This is a genomic window from Butyrivibrio fibrisolvens (assembly GCF_037113525.1).
In the GTDB taxonomy this organism is placed as follows: domain Bacteria; phylum Bacillota; class Clostridia; order Lachnospirales; family Lachnospiraceae; genus Butyrivibrio; species Butyrivibrio fibrisolvens.
This window is the reverse complement of the sequence record NZ_CP146963.1, coordinates 4091915-4111850: the sequence shown is the minus strand read 5'-3', so window position 1 is coordinate 4111850 and position 19936 is coordinate 4091915. Positions and strand designations below refer to the sequence as shown.

General features: G+C 37.7%; 17 protein-coding genes. 16 read left to right on the top strand and 1 reads right to left on the bottom strand.

Going from position 1 to position 19936, the window contains the following annotated elements; genetic code table 11:
- Positions 1 to 6 precede the first annotated feature (6 nt).
- The 10 genes from WAA20_RS17480 (at position 7) to WAA20_RS17435 (ending at position 13223) form a co-directional block, all read left to right on the top strand.
- Positions 7 to 1479: a flippase gene (locus WAA20_RS17480; RefSeq protein WP_073388834.1), complete on the top strand. Its 1473-nt coding sequence runs from the start codon at positions 7 to 9 to the stop codon at positions 1477 to 1479.
- A 62-nt stretch (positions 1480 to 1541) separates the two neighbouring features.
- Positions 1542 to 2852, top strand: a complete 1311-nt coding sequence (locus WAA20_RS17475; protein ID WP_073388832.1) for a glycosyltransferase — start codon at positions 1542 to 1544, stop codon at positions 2850 to 2852.
- 29 nt (positions 2853 to 2881) lie between these two features.
- The gene (locus tag WAA20_RS17470) at positions 2882 to 3757 is read left to right on the top strand and encodes a radical SAM/SPASM domain-containing protein (protein WP_073388831.1); all 876 of its coding nucleotides are present in this window, start codon (positions 2882 to 2884) and stop codon (positions 3755 to 3757) included.
- Between the two features lie 50 nt (positions 3758 to 3807).
- Positions 3808 to 4953 carry a glycosyltransferase family 4 protein gene (locus WAA20_RS17465; protein WP_242951200.1) on the top strand — a complete coding sequence of 382 codons (1146 nt, stop codon included), beginning with the start codon at positions 3808 to 3810 and terminating at the stop codon, positions 4951 to 4953.
- A 15-nt stretch (positions 4954 to 4968) separates the two neighbouring features.
- Entirely contained in the window at positions 4969 to 6591 is a 1623-nt protein-coding gene (locus WAA20_RS17460) for a hypothetical protein (RefSeq protein ID WP_073388829.1), read from the top strand.
- Positions 6588 to 8261, top strand: coding sequence for a hypothetical protein (locus WAA20_RS17455; RefSeq protein ID WP_073388828.1), 1674 nt, complete (start codon positions 6588 to 6590; stop codon positions 8259 to 8261). Before WAA20_RS17460 ends, WAA20_RS17455 begins: the two co-directional genes overlap by 4 nt.
- Positions 8258 to 9331, top strand: a complete 1074-nt coding sequence (locus WAA20_RS17450) for a glycosyltransferase (protein ID WP_073388826.1) — start codon at positions 8258 to 8260, stop codon at positions 9329 to 9331. Before WAA20_RS17455 ends, WAA20_RS17450 begins: the two co-directional genes overlap by 4 nt.
- A 45-nt stretch (positions 9332 to 9376) precedes the next feature.
- On the top strand, positions 9377 to 10408 hold the full coding sequence (locus WAA20_RS17445) for a glycosyltransferase family 10 (protein ID WP_073388824.1): 1032 nt from the start codon (positions 9377 to 9379) through the stop codon (positions 10406 to 10408).
- Positions 10409 to 10469: 61 nt separating this feature from the next.
- Entirely contained in the window at positions 10470 to 12239 is a 1770-nt protein-coding gene (locus WAA20_RS17440; RefSeq protein ID WP_073388823.1) for an ABC transporter ATP-binding protein, read from the top strand.
- A 111-nt stretch (positions 12240 to 12350) separates the two neighbouring features.
- A complete protein-coding gene (locus tag WAA20_RS17435) occupies positions 12351 to 13223 on the top strand; it encodes a hypothetical protein (RefSeq protein WP_338801653.1) in 873 nt (290 codons plus the stop codon).
- A gap of 78 nt (positions 13224 to 13301) precedes the next feature.
- Here WAA20_RS17435 and WAA20_RS17430 read toward each other — a convergent pair whose 3' ends face one another.
- Entirely contained in the window at positions 13302 to 14438 is a 1137-nt protein-coding gene (locus WAA20_RS17430; RefSeq protein WP_073388820.1) for a glycosyltransferase, read from the bottom strand.
- A 123-nt stretch (positions 14439 to 14561) separates the two neighbouring features.
- Here WAA20_RS17430 and WAA20_RS17425 point away from each other — a divergent pair, with 123 nt between their 5' ends.
- From WAA20_RS17425 to WAA20_RS17400, 6 genes are read left to right on the top strand one after another with little or no spacing between them, the layout of a single operon-like run.
- On the top strand, positions 14562 to 15284 hold the full coding sequence (locus WAA20_RS17425; protein ID WP_073388818.1) for a glycosyltransferase family 2 protein: 723 nt from the start codon (positions 14562 to 14564) through the stop codon (positions 15282 to 15284).
- Between the two features lie 20 nt (positions 15285 to 15304).
- Complete coding sequence (locus WAA20_RS17420; protein ID WP_027203402.1) at positions 15305 to 15670, top strand: DUF2304 domain-containing protein; 366 nt, start codon at positions 15305 to 15307, stop codon at positions 15668 to 15670.
- 27 nt (positions 15671 to 15697) lie between these two features.
- Positions 15698 to 15871: a hypothetical protein gene (locus WAA20_RS17415; protein ID WP_167562740.1), complete on the top strand. Its 174-nt coding sequence runs from the start codon at positions 15698 to 15700 to the stop codon at positions 15869 to 15871.
- Positions 15872 to 15875: 4 nt separating this feature from the next.
- Entirely contained in the window at positions 15876 to 17348 is a 1473-nt protein-coding gene (locus tag WAA20_RS17410) for a hypothetical protein (RefSeq protein ID WP_073388817.1), read from the top strand.
- Positions 17349 to 17360: 12 nt separating this feature from the next.
- On the top strand, positions 17361 to 18374 hold the full coding sequence (locus WAA20_RS17405; protein ID WP_073388815.1) for a hypothetical protein: 1014 nt from the start codon (positions 17361 to 17363) through the stop codon (positions 18372 to 18374).
- Positions 18375 to 18433: 59 nt separating this feature from the next.
- The gene (locus WAA20_RS17400) at positions 18434 to 19897 is read left to right on the top strand and encodes an MBOAT family O-acyltransferase (protein ID WP_073388814.1); all 1464 of its coding nucleotides are present in this window, start codon (positions 18434 to 18436) and stop codon (positions 19895 to 19897) included.
- Positions 19898 to 19936: the final 39 nt, after the last annotated feature.

Sequence of the window (19936 nt, the reverse complement as noted above, 5' to 3'; positions counted from 1 at the left end):
CAAAATTTGGGACAGGGCATTGAGAATGATTCTCCGTCAGTACAAAAGAATACTGTCTTTAATACTATAAGAACAATATCGAGTATTATATATCCGCTTATTACTTTTCCTTATATCAGCAGGGTATTGGGAGCTGAGAATGTAGGTAAGGTTAATTTTTCATCTTCGTTTGTCAGCTATTTTTCCCTTATCACAACTCTTGGTATTACATCATATGCCATCAGAGAATGTAGCCTTGTTAAGGATGATAAGAAGGAACTTGAGAAGACTTCAAGTCAGATATATTCGATCAATATCTGTATGGCTGTAGTAGCGTATGTTGTACTCATCCTGTGCACATTATTTGTTCCTAAACTTAGCGGATATAAGACTCTTATTCTGATCCAAAGTCTAGGAATTATCCTTACTGTTATCGGAACCGACTGGCTCAATACAGCCATGGAGGATTTTCGGTACATAACTATAAGAACGGCTGTATTTCAGATATTGGCACTTATATGCATGTTTGCATTTGTCCGTTCCAGAGAGCATTACAAGGCATATGCTGTTACTGCTATTATTGCATCAAGCGGCGCCTATATAGCCAATGTTTTTTATAGAAAAAAGTATTGCCATGTAAGATTTACTACTCACATGGACTGGAAGAGACATACCGGGCCAATAGTGACCATGGTTACTATGATATTGGCACAGCATATCCTGAATAATCTTGATATAACAATGATCGGTGTTATCAAGGATGATACGGCGGTTGGGTTATATACTACAGCTGCATATTTGATCAACTTTGTAACCCAGCTTGCCAATGCGATCATATTTGTGATCATGCCTCAGATGACTAAGGCATTTGATAATAATGATAATGAACAGCTCAATAGCTTGTACAGGTATACGGTTTCATTTATGCTTGCTGTTGCACTTCCATGCTTTGCAGGGCTTCTTGTAATGCCGGAAGAGATATTGACTCTTATTGGTGGGGCAGAATATTTGCCTTCGGCAGGAGTAGTAAGGATACTTTCTTTTAGCATGCTGTTTATGCTGGTTGGAAGCTTCTTTGGTAATATAATCCTGATTCCAGCTAAGAGAGAAAAGCAGTTCATGAGAGCCTGCATGTCAGGTATGGTCATAAATGCAATAACTAACTGCATACTGATACCTCCGCTGGGAATACACGGAGCAGCTATTACAACTGTTGCTGCGAATATTGTTATCATGGTTATAAGTATGATCGGAAAGCCTGCAGAGATAAGGCTTTCTAATGTAGGCAAGATCATTACCGGTCCTATATTGGGTACTATATTTGTTTTTATTATTTGTATTGCGTTCAAGGTGTTGATAGAAAATGTGATAATAAGGCTTCTCATAGCTATAGTTGTAAGCGGTATTGCATATCTTGTGACTTTGATAGCGGTTAAGGATGAATTTGCTCAAAGTACTATTATCCCTGTGTTTAGAAAGGTATTGAAGATAGGTAAATAATAGTAGTTTTGGTCCTTTATAGATTTTGATTTTAGATACTTTACTGAAGTGGATGGCTTTATATGAAGATTTTGATGATCAATAAATTCCTCTATCCCAATGGTGGATCTGAGACATATATGTTTGGTCTTGGCCAGTATTTCCAAAGTATTGGACATGAAGTCCAGTATTTTGGAATGGAGCATGAAGGCAGATGTGTAGGCAACAATATGGATGCCTATACTAAGGATATGGACTTTCATGGGGGCTCTGTTTTTTCTAAGATAACTTATCCCTTTAAGACAATATATTCAAAGGAAGCAAGGAAGAAGATAAGACTTGTACTTGATGACTATGAGCCTGATGTGTGCCACCTTAATAATTTCAATTATCAGCTGACACCTTCTATAATCCTGGAAATTGATGCCTGGAGGACGGAAACAGGTCACAAGTGTAAGATAGTATATACTGCCCATGATTACCAGCTTATATGCCCTAATCATATGCTTAGGGACTTAAAGAGCGGAGCTAATTGTGAGAAGTGTATTGGCGGGCGCTTTGGTAACTGTACTAAGAACAGGTGCATTCATGGAAGCCTGTTAAAGAGTGTTATCGGAAGCTTAGAGGCGGAATATTGGAAGAGCAATAAAGCGTATTCATACATTGATGCCATTATCTGCCCTTCAGAGTTTATGAAGAAGAAGATGGATACGAATCCATTATTTGCAGGTAAGACTATAGCAATGCATAACTTCCTTCCTGAAGAAGTCAAGACTGCTGCTAATAAACAGATGCCAACTATAGAACCGGCTGATTATAAACTGCCGGAACACACCTATGTTCTGTATTTTGGAAGGTATAGTACGGAGAAGGGAATAGGTACGATCCTTAATGCTTCAGAAAGGCTCCCTGAGATCACTTTTGTATTTGCAGGTAAGGGACCTCTTGAAGCTGCTGTTGACTCAAGAGCAAACGCTGTAATGGTCGGAGTTGTCAATGAGATAAACGGTGCAGGTTCCAATGTCGTTAACCTTGGATTTAAATCAGGGGATGAGTTAAGACAACTTATAAAGAACGCTGCATTTACTATCTATCCATCAGAATGGTACGAGAACTGTCCATATTCTGTTATGGAATCTATAGCTCTTGGAACACCTGTAATGGGAGCTGATATAGGTGGTATTCCGGAACTCATAAATACTATTGAAAAGGGCTCTGATAACGCTACCGGAGAGACGTTTGAAAGCGGCGATGTAAGTGCGCTGGTCAAAAAGGTTCAAAGCCTTTATAATGATACGGGTAAACTTAAACAGTACCGCTTGAATTGTAAAGCAGGTCTCTTTGATGATGCAGCAGTATATGCAGAGAAACTCATGAAAATTTACACAAGATAATAAATATATCCTGAAAGTTGGAGATCTAGATGGTTAGAGTAGAAAAAAGAAATTCCTTCCGTGACAAAAGCGTAATAAAGGATTTCTATCACAAGTTTGTAAAGACAGGAATGGAGAAGGCTAATGATCGTATGGTGAATTCATATGATATGAATAACCTTCCGCAGCCTACTGAAATAGAGATTGAGACAGTTAACAGATGTAATGGAGATTGTCCTTTCTGTCCTGTTAATGTACATGAACCTCAAAGGCCATATGCAAAAATGACAGATGAGCTTTTTTATAAGATCATAGATGAGATTGCTCAGTGGGATTATAGAGGTCAGATAGCTCTTTTTAGTAATAATGAGCCCTTCCTTGATCCAAGGATCATTGATTTCCAGAAGTATGCCAAGGAGAAGATTCCGAATGCCAAGTGGCATCTCTATACTAATGGTACTGTAATGACTCTTGAGAAGTTCATAGATATCATGCAGTATCTTGATGAGATGGTCATTGATGATTATAGTGATGAGCAGGTATTAAGTCCTAATCTTAAGCCTATATATGAATATGTTGAGCAGCATGAAGAGCTTCAGCCAAAAGTTCTGTTCAGCCTTCGTCTTAAGCATGAGATTTTGAACTCAAGAGGTGGACAGTCACCTAATAAGAAGGAAGTAGCCCATAGAAGTAAGGCTAAGTGCGTCCTTCCTTTTCAGCAGTTTATAATTAGACCTGATGGACATGTCAGTCTTTGTGCAGCAGATGCACTTGGCAAGTATGATCTTGGTGATCTTAATAAGATGACTGTACAGCAAGCCTGGTATTCTAAAGAGCATATGCAGATAAGAGAAGCTATGAAGAAGATCGGAAGAAAAGGCCTTATGCTCTGTGATAAGTGCGACCTTGTAGGCGGCGAAGTGTGATCATAAGCCTGATAGCTAAAATATGATTGGTATGGGATGTCAAAGCGAAAATGCATTCTAATAAAAATAAATCAAAACTTCATATAGCAATGATAGGACAGAAGCGTGTTCCGTCCCGCGAAGGCGGCGTAGAAGTTGTAGTATGGGAACTTGCTACAAGACTTCGTGATAAGGGACACGTTGTTGACTGTTACAATCGTTACCAGAAGCACAAGCAGCCGAGAAATAAAGTTGCTGGAAAGCCCGGACTTTATTTCGATGATATCAGGATAATAGTTGTTCCGACATTAAATAACGGAAAGCTTAATGCTATAGTATATGCTTTCTTTGCAACTATCAGAGCCCTCTTTGGAGGATATGATGTTATTCATTATCATGCAGAAGGCCCCTGTCTTATGCTGTGGCTTCCAAAACTTTTTGGTAAGAAAGTAATAGCAACCATTCACGGTCTTGACTGGCAGAGAGCAAAATGGGGTAACTTTGCATCCAAGATGCTCATGACAGGTGAGAAGATGGCCGCAAAGTATGCAGACGAAGTCATAGTCTTGTCCAAAAATGTTCAGGAATATTTTAAAGAGACCTATGGCCGTGATACCCACTATATTCCTAATGGAATATCAAGGCCTGTTATCAGAAAGCCCGATCTTATCACTAAGAAGTATGGGCTTAAGGGTCACGATTATATAATGACCTTATGCCGTATAGTTCCTGAAAAGGGTATTCACTATCTTCTTGAAGCATATAAGAATATTGATTCTGATATGAAGATAGTAGTAGCAGGGGGATTTTCCAATGCTGCTGAATATATGGAACAGATAAGACGTATGGCAGCAGAGGATCCAAGAGTTATCCTTACTGACTTTATACACGATCAGGAACTTGAAGAGCTTTGTTCAAATGCTTATACCTTCTGCCTTCCAAGTGATGTAGAAGGCATGTCCATAAGCCTTCTTGAAGGCATGAGTTATGGAAGGTGCTGCCTTGTAAGTGATATTGATGAGAATATAGAAGTTGTTGGAGATAAGGCAGTATCTTTTAAAAAGAGCGATGTAGAAGATCTAGGTAATAAAGTAAGATTCCTTATAGATCATCCTGAAACAGTTAAGCAGTATGAAGATATGGCAGCAGATTATATCTGTGACAAGTACAACTGGGACAAGATGACTGATGCAACGATTGAGCTTTATAACGGATAAAATAGCAGGTATATTATGTCTAACGTTAAGACAATAACTAATCAAACTTCAGATGATAACAAGGTAACAGCAGCACAGTACTGTTACCTTCTTTATTTTGCGGTCATGTTCTTTGCAAAGGCAATTGGCCTTTATGACGGACAGCTTTTATATAACATATCTATAGTAGTAGGAATGACTCTTTTTGGATTGAAGGTCCTTATGTCCAGACACAGCATATTTGAGCTTTGCTGGATGTCTGTTCTTTTGATATGCGGATTCATGGTCGTTCTTAATACTGATCAGAGGGGCTTTCTTTTTTATATGACACTGGTTGCGGGTATAAAAGATGTTCCTGAGAAGAAGGTATTTAAAACAGCCCTTCTTATTCTTGGATTTGCTTATCCGGTGATGGCATTTCTTACATTATCAGGAATTGTCAGTGAGTATTACAGGCTTCATCACAAGATAGGTATGTATATTATCTGTCATGGACTTGGATATCCGCATCCTAATGTAACCCACATTACATATTTGATACTTACTATGCTGATCCTGTATTTTGTAAGGAACAGATCTGCTGTGCAGATGCTTAAGATAAGCATTTTTCTTATGCTCGGTAATGTGATTGTATTTGGATATACATTTAGTTTTACAGGTGCTATAGCAGTGACAGTATACCTTATAATTAATTTCTGCTTAACCTCAATTCCTAAGGCAAGAAAGTTGTGGGGAGTTCTGTCACAGATGGTACTTCCAATATGCCTTGCATTTGCTCTGATTGGACCACTTGTGATCAAAGGACATCTTTTTGATATTATAAATAAAGCATTAAATACACGTTTCTATCTTTCAAAGTATTTTTTGACTATGCAGCCGGCAACTTTTTTTGGTATGAGATTTTTGCCTGAAGAGCTGGAAAACTATAACTATACTATGGACTGTTCTTATGTATATGGACTAAGACAGCTTGGGGTTATTCCTTTTGTAATTCTTATTTTGTTTCTTTTATATACAATATATTCGCTTAATAAAAAGGGAAGAAATGTTGAACTGGCAATAATGCTTGGTATATGTGTTGCTGGAGTTACAGAACCCTTCATGTTTAATTCATCATACAGAAATATGGCTTTTGTACTGATTGGAATGCAGATCTTTGAATTATCAGATAAGATTTCAAAAAAGCTTCCGTCGTTTTGGAATAAAGAAATTCATATTATCAAAGCTGGGGATATTGTAGTTAATAGCAATGCGTTGTTAGTAGATAGAGTGGCCGGATATTGCGAGGATATTATTAAAAGAATAACTGAAAGTAAGGTTAGATTCGGTATTTTGTTTGCAATAATGTGTATAGCCTCAATTATAGGTTATTACGTTGCTGTACAACATCCAACTACAATGTATGTTAATTATGATATCAATGAAGAAGCTGACTGGCCTGAGACGATGCTTACGTTAGAAGATGTAGCAGAACTTGAAGAAAAGGGAGAGATAATCCTTGATTATACAGGGGAAGGTACTCCTATGTACGCATATGATGGACTTACTCCTATTATAGAATATAACAGGCGGGCGTTGGCTGTAGGACTTTATACAGGTGCACTTGGTGTTGTATTGGTATCTCTTGGTACGGCCCGATTCAGGAGCAAAAGAAAATGAGCTATATATTGATATTGATCATAGCTGCGGCTCTTCTTTTATACAGGAGCTTTCTTGGCTTTGATCAGACAGATGAATCATATTATTATGCCCTGGCTAAGAGACTGAGCCAGGGAGATCGCCCTTTTGTGGATGAGTGGTACCCTTCACAGTTTTCTTCAGTTTTACTAAAACCATTCTATAAAATATATACCTTTTTTGTTCCGGACGGAACAGGAATTATTCTGGCTGGAAGGATCACATATCTTGTCTTGGCAGTTTTAGTTGCTGTATTCATATTTAGAAATATGCATAAGAACAAGAATGTTTCTTTAACAGCAGCTCTTCTTTATTTATTCTATGCAAGGCAGAACGTAATGGGGCTTAGCTATTATCAGCTCTATCCATCCTTTATGATACTTGCGCTTATATTTATTGAAAAAGGATTTGGAGTATATATGATTCTGGCTGGCATATTTACGTCATTAGCTGTTATCTGCATGCCGTTTTTAGCCCCATTTATTTTTATTATTTGGATTGCTGCCATGTTTCGAAATAGGAAAGCGTTTTGGTTTGCAATCGGGGTTGTAATAGCTGCAACTGTTTATCTATGGCAGATACTTTATAATTCTTCCATAGAAGAACTTATGATCAATTTACAATATGTGATCGAGAACCCTGACTATGCTGATCTTAGTACATTGACCAAGATAATTAAGACTATTCTGACTTTGGGGCTTAATTGCCTTACCGGCGCTGTAGTGATGATAGTACTGATCATTATGCGTTTTAGAAAAAGACCGGTCAGCAATAATACATTTATATATACATCTTTAATTGCTTTTGTTCTTATGCTGATCTTTGGAGAGGGATTTACCAGTACAGGAACGGTATATATTCAGATTAGTTTTATAGGAGCTGCATATATAGTTAGAATGATTTTAGACAGAAGCGGCAAAGGTATAAAAGAGCTTATATCTAAGTGGCCCATTATAATGTATATTTCAGGTCTTGTGATGGCTTTTGCATTCTGGCTGGGATCTGATACCTGTGCTACATGCCTTTGTACCGGACTTGTGGTATCCTCATTGGCAGCGGTTGCTATTATTTATGATTATGTGATTGAAAATAACGAAAAATATAGCGAATCAAATAAGCGAATAATAGCTATGCTATTTGTATTGATGATTATTTCTTCCTGCTTTGTTCGCGTGTTTGGACCAATCTACAGAGATACCGCCGACAGAAGTGCTCTTAATACCAGAATTTGTCAGGGACCGGCTAAGGGACTTATGGCAGAAGCTGAAGATGCAGAACAGTATGATGAAGTATATGCTGTTCTTAAGGACTTTGAACAAAAATATCCTGATTCAGAACTGAAGATTTTTTACAGTAAATTTCTTCCTTGGGCATATTTATGTACTGAGTATAAATTTGCAGCACAGACACCATGGCGTATAGCTCTTATGAATGAACAGCTTGAAATATATGAAGAGATTCATCCGGAGAATATACCGGATATTGTAGTAATATTTAATGAAGATATAGGAATTACTAATGGTATGGATGGTGGAGAACACATGAATGAGTGGAATCCACGTGAAGGATATCTTTGGGACTATATGACAGAACAAGGGTATACTCAGATAACTACTTCAGTTGCAGATATTTTTATTCGGAGGGATTTATGACAAGCGCACTTGTATCTGTAATAGTACCGATCTATAACGTTAAAGATTATTTGAAAAGATGCTTGAAATCAATTGATGCTCAGACATATCAAAACATCGAAGTATGGCTTGTTGATGACGGCTCAACAGATGGCTCGGGAGAAATCGCTGATAAATTTGCGAAGAAAAACCACAAGAAGTTTAATGTGATCCATAAAGAAAACGGGGGACTTTCTGATGCCCGTAATGCAGGACTTAAAAAGGCAACAGGTAAGTATGTTACCTTTGTTGACTCTGATGATACCATTCATCTTCAATTCATAGAGCGTATTGTAACAAGAATGGAAGCTACCGGAGCACAGGTTGGAGTAGCGGATTATATAAGAAAAGTAGTTTCGAGTGGAGATGAAGTATCTGCTGATAGTAAAGTATCTGAAGATAAAAAAACATCTGAAGATAGAGAAAAATCTAAAGATGTTACATCATCAGCAGAAACAAAAGGGAAGTTGAAAAAAGGCAGTACTCAGGTGGTTTCAGCCAGAGAGGCAGTTAAGAATACATATCTGTCAAGAGCACATGGTTGGTCATTTACAACTTGGGGCAAAATCTACAGACGTGATCTTTTTGAAAAGCTTGATCTGACATTTCCAAAAGGAAAGATCCATGAGGATACATATACTACCTTTAAGCTTTTATATAATGCTGAGGTTGTCGCTTATGTAAATAAGGTCTTATATTATTATTCAGTAAGACCTGATAGTATCATGACAAAGGAACTTGATATAAGACACCTTGATGCCATTCCTGCTACAAGAAGTGCCTGCGAATATTTTGCCAATGCAGGAGATAATGAGATAGCTTCACTTGCAGTGAACTATCATTTCAGGTATATGTTTTACCTGGATTACTGGTTTAGAAAAAACAAAAACATAAAGCCTGAAGAACTCGCAGAATTTGAAAAAGAGATAAAGAAAGATGCGTCAGTATATGCGAGGTCAAAATATCTGCCATTTAAAAAGAGAATGGCTTATAAACTGGCAGCAGCGATTAAATTTGAGCCTCTGTTATCTTTGGTTAAAATGAAGACGTGAGACGAATTATCAATAAAAGTATCTAATTTAGTACAAGGCGGACATATGAACATAATTCACTTTTATGCAAGATATTTAAGAGAATCACATAATTGGAACAGAGAACGTGAAGTTACTCGTAATGGTGTTATGACTTTTGCTAACTGGTGGAGAGAAGATCCGCATAAGAACTGGTTTGCAAGATTTATTGATGCTGGGAATAAAGACCCTGAGCGCAGGATCAGATTCTATAGTATTTTTGGACCTTATAGTAAATTGAAGGAAGATTTTGATGGAGCCAAGATATTCTTTTCCGGAGAAAATCTTGAACAGCCGGTTTTACACAGAATACTAAAGACAGATCCTATAGAAGACAGGATATGGGCTGACAGAAGAAAGCTGTATGGTAATTATGGAGCTGGAGAAGTGGATCTTGCTATAGGTTTTGGTAATAGAGAAGAGGATTCACTTCTGGGATTTGAAGGGAGCAGGAAGACAAAATATATCCGCTTTCCTTTATGGCTTACATATGTCTTTGATCCTGACTGTACTCATGATGATATTAAGAGAACCATAGATGAGATAAATGCAGTTCGTTCTACAGGCAGGAAGGATACCCTCCTTCTTGCATCGCATGATTTCTGGGGGACAAGGTCAGATATCTTAAAGAGTCTTGAAGGTGTATGTGATATTAGTATTGCCGGTAAATGGCGCAATAACACCAAAGAGCTCTGGGAAGATTATGACAATGACAAGAATAAATATCTGTCAGAATTTAAATTTAACATATGCCCTGAAAATGTTGATGCACCGGGATATGTAACAGAGAAGATATTTGATGCTTTTAAATGCGGAGCTATTCCTATATATCAGGGCTGCCTAGGTAAGCCTGAGCCGAATGTGATAAATACAGATGCAGTACTTCTATGGGACTTCGATGGAGATAATTCAGATACTATAGCCTTGATTAAAAAACTAAATTCGGATAATGTATACTATGATAACTTTGTATCTCAGCCTAAATTCAAACCGGATGCGGCAGAGTATGTAGTTGCATGTATGGATGAGCTAAGGCGTAGCTTTGACAGGCTGATCTGATTAGGATCGGCAGAGCAAGATTCTTTTATAAGATCCTGAAAGAAGAAAAGGTTGTAAATAGATGGACGAACTTAAGAAATTACGAGCAATATTTACTCACAAGCAGAAAGCAGATAGTCTGGTGCTGCTTATTTTTATTGTAATAGGAACAGCATTTGAGCTTTTGGGAGTTTCTATGATTCTCCCTGTTATTAACAGTATTTTGGATAAGGATACTATTCTTGATGAGGATCCATATAAGTCTGTTGCAGGGATTCTTGGAATAGATAATCCTAATACTTTCGTTTTTGTACTGCTTATGTCTTTGATAGTATTGTATATAGTTAAGAATATCTATCTTATCTTTATGTATAACAGGCAGTACAAATATATATATTCCAACATGCGCTTTCTTTCTACAAAGCTTATGCGTTTCTATCTGGGCCAGTCCTATAGCTATCATAAGAAAAAGAATTCATCGGAGCTTCTTAGAAATGTGAATCAGGATGTAGCAGATTTCTTTGGAACTATTCAGGCACTAGTATTTCTTGTAACAGAAGGACTGACAGTTACAGCTCTTATAATATATCTGTTTATCAAAGATAAGACTATTACTATTGCAGTTGGCTTTATTCTTGCCATACTGGTACTTCTTTTTCTTAAGGTTTACAAAAAGCACCTTGGACTTATGGGGCAGAAGAATCGTTTCTTTGAAGCTCAGGTTAATAAGTGGGTTCAGCAGGCTTTTAATGGTATTAAAGAAGTTAAGGTCATGAACAAGGAAGACTTTTTCTTCAGAAAATATGATGAAGCATTTGCAGGCAGAGTTAAGAGTGAATACACATATCACACTATGGTTTCTATTCCTAAGCCTGTTATTGAAGCCGGCGCTATGTGCAGTCTCCTTGGTGCTATAAGTATAAAACTCCTTCTTGGAGTAAATACCCATTACTTTATTCCTACTATATCGATATTTGCAGTTGCATCTATAAGAATGCTTCCGTCCTTTAACAGGATTACAGAGTATCTTGGAACGATTTCTTATCAGAAAGCTGCTATTACTTCTATCTACAATGATTTCCTTGAGATGAAGGAAGCTGAGAAGAGTCAGAACGGCGGTCTTGAAAGAAGTAAGAAGAAGCTTTCTCTTAAGGAAGTGCTGCACCTTCAGAACGTATCTTTCCACTATGATGATTCTGACAGGATGATCCTTGATGATATATCTTTTGACATTAAGAAGAATACGTCAGTGGCCTTCATAGGTCAGTCAGGTGCAGGAAAGACAACTCTTGCAGATATCATACTTGGAGTATTGGAACCATCAGACGGACAGATACTTGCAGATGATATAAACATAGAAGACAAGCTTGATGAGTGGCACAATGCGATAGGTTATATCCCTCAGAATATCTATCTTATGGATGACACTATTGCAAGGAACGTTGCATTTGGTCTTTCTGATGAAGAAATTGATATGGAAAGGCTAGAGCGTGCCTGCCAGAGAGCGCAGCTTACTGATACATTAAAGGAACTGCCAGACGGGCTTAATACTGTAGTAGGAGAACACGGTGTCAGATTTTCAGGTGGTCAGAGGCAGAGAATAGGTATTGCAAGAGCTCTTTACAATGAGCCGGAAATACTCATACTTGATGAAGCTACATCAGCACTTGATAATGAGACTGAGGCAGCAGTTATGGAAGCAATCGATGCCCTTCACGGCGAGATGACTCTTATAGTAATCGCACACAGGCTCAGCACTATCAGGAACTGTGACTTTGTTTATAAGATAGGTAAAGGTAAGGCGGAGCTTCAGCCCAAAGGTGCTTATCAGAGCAAAGACATCAAGAAATGATATATGGTGTCTGTCTGCTAGTATATAATCGGAGTTTGAATGAGTTTAAAAGATACCATTAAGAGGACAAGCCTCTTTAAAGTATTAAATGAATATCGTTGGCGAGAGCATATGACACATCCGGGTAGTAAATACCCGGATAAAACTTTTTATGTAATAAGGCGTCATGATATGTATGCAGGACTCTTTTCATTTGTAGCGACTAATATCGCATCCATCAAAGTGTGTCTTGATAATGGATATGTTCCTGTAATAGATATGAAGTCTAGCCGTAATTCGCTTCTTCTTCCTGATGAAGTTGGTAAGATCAACGCCTGGGACAGGCTTTTTGATCAGCCCTTTGGTTTTGATCTTGATGATATGAAGATGGCAAGGAATGTGATTCTTGGATCTATTCATCCTCCGGAAAGCTTCCCTGACTATCGCATGCTGGAAGATGAAGAAGAGCTCAAGATGTGGAATGAGCTTGGACGTAAATATGTAAGAGACTGCATGAAAGCCGAAGATGTTCAAAAAGCAGACGATTACATGAAAGAGAATTTTGGTGTAGATGGAAGAGTACTTGCAGTAGTAGCAAGAGGAACAGACTATATCTCCAAAAAACCCTGGAATCATCCTATTCAGCCTGATGTTAAGACTATGATAGAAGATGCAAAGAAACTGATGGAAGAAAAGGGGTGTGACTATCTCTATCTTGCAACAGAGGATAATGCAATATGGGATATGTTTGAAGAAGCTTTCCCAGGGAAGCTGTATAGCTATCAGAAGCAGCACTACGACGTACCTGATGGAAAATATATAGCGGACGTTGCAAATGATATTCAGGCGCCTCTTGAACGTAACAGAGAGTATCTGATATCTATCCTGATCGTATCCAAATGTAATTGTCTTCTTGCAGGTGCATCAGGCGGAACTTATGGAGCTCTCCTTATGACAGATGGATATGAATATAAGAATATATATAACCTTGGCAGATATAAGTGATATATCTGCCATATTTTAATTCATGCATTATTGAATTCATGAAAAACTGTAATGATTTTTGAAATGAGACATTGCCTTTTATAATAGCTCTGAATATACAGATATATGCGTATCAATCATTGTATCTATATTGTATTTATTTACAATATACTCTGAGATGGATCTTTGATTATAGCTTTCATAATTTTCTATAAGCTGTTCTAATTTACTGGCAAGATCATCCGCATCTTCCGGCTTGAACAAAAGGCCGAGTTTAAGGTCGCCTTTATCAGTAGCATTCATGATCTCAGCCGGTCCTTCAAGATCTGCCGCAACAGAGGGCATACCTGTAGCAAGAGCTTCGATAAGAGATATTCCAAATCCTTCGTAGCGTGATGGTAAGACAAATATATCGCTGTTTGTAAGAAGGGTAGGGACATCATCCACATTACCTAAAAAGGTAAAGTGCTCAGTTAAGTCCTTATCCTGAATATATTTTTGAAGTTTGTCATAGCTTTCCTGCTGACCTTTAAATATATCTCCTGCAAATGTAACATGAATATTTGGGATTTTAGGTATAAGCTTTTCTATAGCGTATACTAAAAGGTCCTGTCCTTTTTTATCAGGATAAAAGCGGGCAACATTAAGGATTTCTATCTTGCTTGAGATTATAGGACTGTTCTTAATTTCTGTATTAAAGGCAGTCTGCCTTTCGGCATAGTGGAATCTCTCGGTATCAATTGCATTATGGATCGTTATAACTTTATCTGCAGAAACATTCCTAGTCAGAATTTCAGCTTTGACAGAATCTGATATGGCTATAGTCTTATCAAGGAATAGATTCCCAAGCCATACCTTGAGATTGGAATATTTAGGATAATTGCCGCTGTCGTGGACTGTGTTTATGATAACAGATCTGTGAATTCCTATTTTGCAAAGACCTGAGAAAATAACACAGTTTATGCCGTGACAATGAATTACATCTATATGATTTTTGCGGACATACTTTGCAAGCCTTCGCATATATTTGAAGTCATTCCTGTTACCGACAGGACGCTTAAGCTCCAAAACAGTAACTTCCGGATTGAGGGCATCCATCATAGACTTTGTCTTATCGTCATTGATGACGCATAGCCAGACCTTATGTCCTTTTTGGATAAGGGAATTGGACATGTCTACTATAAGTCTTTCAATTCCACCTACATTAAATGAAAATATTTCAAACATGATATTCATGAGAAAGCCACCTTGAGAGTAAGATTAACTGTATTGTACCACTTTCAGCTAGGTGGTTCTATCTAAGGAATATATTTGGCTTTTTTGTGTTTTTGTGGCAATATATATGAGGGAGTTTAGCATATGAAGTGTTTACTGATAGTTCCTGCCTTCAATGAAGGCTCGAATGTCGAAAAGGTAATAAATACAATTAAAGAAAAATGTCCGCAGGCTGATTATCTTGTCGTAAATGACTGTTCTACAGATAATACCAAAGAAGAGCTTGGACGTATCAAAGCCTCATATATTTCAGGTTGCGTTAACCTTGGAATAGGCGGGGCTGTTCAGTGTGGTTATAAATATGCCTTGAAGAATGGATATGATATAGCTATTCAGGTAGATGGAGACGGGCAGCATGATGTTAGCTATGTAGCTGAGATGGTCAGGATAATCGAATCAGGAGAAGCTGATATTGTGATCGGATCCAGATTTATAGACAAGGAAGGATTTCAGTCATCAGGAGCAAGGAGAACTGGTATTAAATTCCTGTCAGGACTTATTTTCCTTATGACAGGAAAGCATATCAAGGATGTTACCAGCGGTTTTAGAGCGGTTAATCGAAAGTTTATAGAAGTTTATGCTGATGATTATCCGGATGACTATCCAGAGCCTGAAGCCATAGTTATGGGACTGGTAAATGGTGGCCGTATCAAAGAAATGCCTGTTATGATGCAGGAGCGAATTGGCGGTACAAGCTCTATTAATGCAAAGAGAGCTGTTTACTACATGATCAAGGTATCACTTGCTGTAGTTATCAGAAGGATAAGCCTGGGACTTAGAACTCCGGGTAGTAGAATGTTTTCATGAGTAGGTAGGGAGGATAGATCGTGATAGGTGGATCACTTAGACTGACACTTATTGTTGTTCTCATAATATATTTTGTTATTATTTTGAAGCTTCTTAAGGATAAAGCTTTATCTTTAAAATATTCACTGACCTGGATATTTAGCGGAGTAGCCATGCTTATCCTTGTTATCTTTCCTCAGATTCTTCTTTGGGTATTTTCAAAGATAGGAATTCAGGGGTACATGAATGGATTTTTCCTCATGTGCATTGGTTTTGCGATTATCATTATGATGTCACTTACATCTATTGTATCAAGACAGAATCGTAAGATACGTACCCTTATTCAGGAAAATGCGATACTTGAAAAACGTATACGTGAAATAGAAGAGATCATTAAAAACTCATAATATATCTGGGATATCAGGAAGTAATCTATGGAAGCGAAGAAGAAAAAAATAGTTAGCAGTATAATTGCATATGCTATATCAGCCATATTGTTTGGCTTTTATGTACTTATGCTTGTACGTAGCATAAATCCTCAGACTACAGATGATTATCGAATGAGATATCTTGAAGATGGATATTTTTATGGTCAGCAGGATGAGTAAGATTATGAAGAAGAAAATAGTTGTTTTTGCAATATTATTTATAATGCTGTTGATCTGGTGGAGGGTTGAATACAAGGATTCTGTTACCGGATTTTATGAACAGGCAGTTGAAGCGGGAGAGCAGACCTTTACCGCTTCTATTTCTGATGTAAGATTTATTGTTATGACCAACAATGATCCTGTTCTTAAAAACAGATTGGATACAGAGGATGTATCAGTTGGTATAACTATCTGGTCAGATGATGGGGAGTATTATGATGCTGTTTCACAGCCTCTTTCCATTCATACTAACGGATATACCAGTACAGAAAATACCAGGTTTGAAGATCTTCCATTTAATCTTACAGTAGGTAAGCAATACAATATCGCATATTCTGCCCAGCTTCAGGATGGTACTCCTGTAGATCAGTTATCATTCCTTCTTTATGGTGACAATAGAAGTGTGGATTTATATAGTTTTGTGCTGATACTTATGATAGCTTTAGTATTTGCTCTGATGATCTTTACTCCTTGGAAGTTTGAAGTTCGATTTTCTCTTGTTTGGGCTTTGATGCTTGTACTTGCCATGGTCATCATGCCGGGACTCATGACAGACAGAGGAAGTGATTCGGCTCTGGCAGATTCTGAAAGATCAGCATTTGCAACCAGTTATGCCATGTCCAATGGAATTCTTGGCAGTGAGAAGACAGATGATGAAGGATATGTCTATATTAAAGAGAGCGGTATTCGTAACATTGGCTATAACATATACGGAGTTCCGCTTATAAGATTCTGGCTCGATGATAGTTATGGAAATTGCAGATCTGAAGGACAGGTTAGCTATTTGTTTAAGACAGATGATGGACTTCACTTGTTATCTGTTCCTTCTGCTTTAGTAGTTACTGCTTTGCGTGCTGTATCAGCCGGATATAAATGGATTATCATTTGCGGATGGCTTATAGGTGCCATTATTACTTTTGTACTTGCTCTTATAGCTATGAGGATAGCGCCTGATCACAAGAGATTTATAGGACTTATTATGTGTCTTCCATCAACACTTATGATGGCAATGTCATATTCAGGTATGGGAATTCTTATAGGTCTTGGACTGGTTATATTTGCACTTTTTAGTAAAAAGCTTGAGCCTGACCATTCTAAGATGGCTTCCTGGATACTTGTTGCTTTTTTTGCAGTATGGGCTTTGATATATACATTTGCTCATTGGAATCTTTCATCTATTCATACCTTTGTTGGAGCTGTATTGGGATTATTTACATCTTTTGATAATTGGCTGTTTACTATAGCGGCATATGATAATGAGTCTTTATATGATGTTTCAGTATTGCCGGCATACCTTATGCTTATTTGCTTATGCTTGATGTCACCTTTATGTAGTAAGTGGACAGGGAATATGTCAGAGCGTATGAAGAAGGTAATCGAAGCTGTTTTGATAGGTCTTTCATGTCTGATGATCCTGATAAGATATGATCAGTTCTGATAACGGAAGTATATGAAGAAGATAGTAAAGGTAGTTACTATTGCTGTAGCAATAGCGCTTGTGCTTATAGCGATCAAAAATGAATATGCCAGATTCCTGATGCAGGATGTTTCTTATGGTATGCCTGCTGTTATTGCTGAGGACAGGGAATATAGGGATAATGCAGATGATCAGGGAGTGACTTTGTTTATAGGGTCTTCCATGTTCAGGCAGGGACTTGATATTTATAGTCTGGAACAGGGACTTGATGGAAGGAACTATATTTTGTCCTATAACGGTAATGATCCGGCTCTTGAATATCTTGAGCTTGAGTATCTGATAGATAATGATGTCAGGATTGCCCATCTGTATATGGATATGTATACAGGCTCTATGATTAAGTCTCCCTGGGTAAGCGATGATCTTATTTTCCTTCAGACTGATACTGAGTTTAAGCTTAAAGTCTGGAATAATATCAAGGCTGATGCCGGATTCTCGGATTTTTGGGAAATGTTTGTATCAAGCGGCAATGATCTGTTATTGTCATGGCCTGTATATAATACTGTAGCAAGTAGTGTGTTTTACAGAGGCGGCAATATATCACAGACAGCATCTGTTAATGGTGAGTTTCAGGAGAATGTAGCAAAAGATAATAATACTTATTTGGCCTCTCCTTATGAAGATCTGGAACCTGGTGATGGATTTAATGATGAGCAGATTAGCTATATTCGTAAGATCATAAAGCTTTGCAGAGATAATGAAATAGAGATTACTTTTATAGAGACACCCAAGTATATATCCTATGGTATCAGCAGAGAGTATATGGAAATGATATATAAGTTTGCATTGATACTTGAAGAGGAGAATACACAGTATTATCTTTCAGGCACATCAAAGGCATCTATTCCGACAGATGCTAAGCTTCCACATCTTAAAGGTACTGTTGAATTTGATAATAGTAAAGCAGATTATTTTATTGATCCTATTCACTTGTCACCAAGCGGAAGAACTCTGTACACTCAAGAACTGGCAGAGGTTCTTGACTGATCGTTTTCAGGATGGTTTAAGATCCTGGATCACTTTAATAAAAACATAGAGGGATTGAATTGAACGTTTTTAATGAGCTGGGCATTTTATTGGGGAGTGATATTTTTATATTCCTGATATTCTGTCTGGTAGCAGTAGCTGTTAACTATATATTGCCTGTGAAGCTGCGAAACTATTGGATCTTTGCAGTAGGAATCGTGTTCTATGCTTTGTGTGATCTTAGGTTTCTTGCGCTTATTGCTGCTGAAATAGTGGCTAGTTTCTATGCAGGACTGTATTTTGGACGTAAGAGCGTTGGTAAGAAGAAACTTATTCTTATTACCATGATCTTTGCAGGAATACTCGTATTTTTCAAATTCTCATCAGCAGTTATCTCTGATTTTGATATTGATATTATAAAAGTGGCTATTCCTATTGGTATTTCATATTATACCTTCAGGATACTAAGTTACCTTTTTGATGTATATAAAAAGAAAAGGGAAGCAGAAGAAGACTTTGTCATTTATGCTGTGTATGTATCCTTCTTCCCACACCTTCTGTCAGGACCTATTGCTAGATCCGAGGGCATGACGGAGAGTCTTCATAAGGGACTTGTGTATGATAAAGAATTGTTTGCAAGGGGCATCATTCTGATAATATCAGGCCTTTTTAAGAAGGCGGTAATAGCAGACAGGATGAGTGGTTATGTAAATCTTGTATTTACTAACCCTGAGTACTATCCGGGGCTTGCATTATGGATCGGCGCAATCCTTTATACAATACAGCTTTATTGTGATTTTGGTGGCTATTCAGAAGTTGCTATCGGCATTACCAATATGTTTGGTATGAAATGTGAAAGTAACTTTAACAGGCCATATCTGTCTGGCTCCATGCGTGAGTTCTGGAGAAGATGGCATATATCCTTTTCCAGATGGCTGACAGACTATATCTACATACCGCTTGGAGGCAGCAGAGTTAAGAAGTCAAGGCATATCCTTAACACAATGATAACCTTTGCGGTATGCGGACTTTGGCACAGATGCAGTCTTAATTATCTTATGTGGGGTTTATACCATGGACTGATGAACCTGCTATCTCCAAAGTATAAGAAGAGAAGTAAGGAACTTTCAGGACTTCCTGATGATTCGTGGAGCTTTTCAAAAGTCTGGAAGAAGATACCTGGTATTGTTTTGACGTTCTTCTTTGCAATGACTGGCTGGATATTTTTCAGAGCTGATAGCCTGACGATAGCGCTCAGGTATATAGCCAGAATGTATACCAGCTTTAGTCTTAGTATGGCTGATATTCAGAATTCAGTTTTCATATTTACAAGTGATATGACAAGTGCATCCTATGCGATAGTCCTTTTTATTATGGTTCTTATCCTGCTTATCAAAGAGCTTCAGGATGAAAATATGGAAGCCATGCTAACAGGTGAAGATATAGTATTCAGGCACCAGATACGATGGACAGGTGTTTTTGTAGTATGCATTATATTATTTGGTGTTATAGGTAATGCCAGTTTCCTGTATGCGGGATATTGATCTGTGTAATATCTGAATTGGCCGTATTTTTGGAGTTTA

Bases quoted from the DNA above. Each gene is read 5' to 3' on its own strand.
- WAA20_RS17410 (WP_073388817.1), top strand. From the start codon at position 15,876: ATGAAGAAGAAAATAGTTGTTTTTGCAATATTATTTATAATGCTGTTG.
- WAA20_RS17430 (WP_073388820.1), bottom strand. From the start codon at position 14,438: ATGAATATCATGTTTGAAATATTTTCATTTAATGTAGGTGGAATTGAA.
- WAA20_RS17425 (WP_073388818.1), top strand. From the start codon at position 14,562: ATGAAGTGTTTACTGATAGTTCCTGCCTTCAATGAAGGCTCGAATGTC.
- WAA20_RS17470 (WP_073388831.1), top strand. From the start codon at position 2,882: ATGGTTAGAGTAGAAAAAAGAAATTCCTTCCGTGACAAAAGCGTAATA.
- WAA20_RS17450 (WP_073388826.1), top strand. From the start codon at position 8,258: ATGACAAGCGCACTTGTATCTGTAATAGTACCGATCTATAACGTTAAA.
- WAA20_RS17405 (WP_073388815.1), top strand. From the start codon at position 17,361: ATGAAGAAGATAGTAAAGGTAGTTACTATTGCTGTAGCAATAGCGCTT.
- WAA20_RS17455 (WP_073388828.1), top strand. From the start codon at position 6,588: ATGAGCTATATATTGATATTGATCATAGCTGCGGCTCTTCTTTTATAC.
- WAA20_RS17415 (WP_167562740.1), top strand. From the start codon at position 15,698: ATGGAAGCGAAGAAGAAAAAAATAGTTAGCAGTATAATTGCATATGCT.
- WAA20_RS17460 (WP_073388829.1), top strand. From the start codon at position 4,969: ATGTCTAACGTTAAGACAATAACTAATCAAACTTCAGATGATAACAAG.
- WAA20_RS17435 (WP_338801653.1), top strand. From the start codon at position 12,351: ATGACACATCCGGGTAGTAAATACCCGGATAAAACTTTTTATGTAATA.
- WAA20_RS17440 (WP_073388823.1), top strand. From the start codon at position 10,470: ATGGACGAACTTAAGAAATTACGAGCAATATTTACTCACAAGCAGAAA.
- WAA20_RS17445 (WP_073388824.1), top strand. From the start codon at position 9,377: ATGAACATAATTCACTTTTATGCAAGATATTTAAGAGAATCACATAAT.
- WAA20_RS17465 (WP_242951200.1), top strand. From the start codon at position 3,808: ATGCATTCTAATAAAAATAAATCAAAACTTCATATAGCAATGATAGGA.
- WAA20_RS17475 (WP_073388832.1), top strand. From the start codon at position 1,542: ATGAAGATTTTGATGATCAATAAATTCCTCTATCCCAATGGTGGATCT.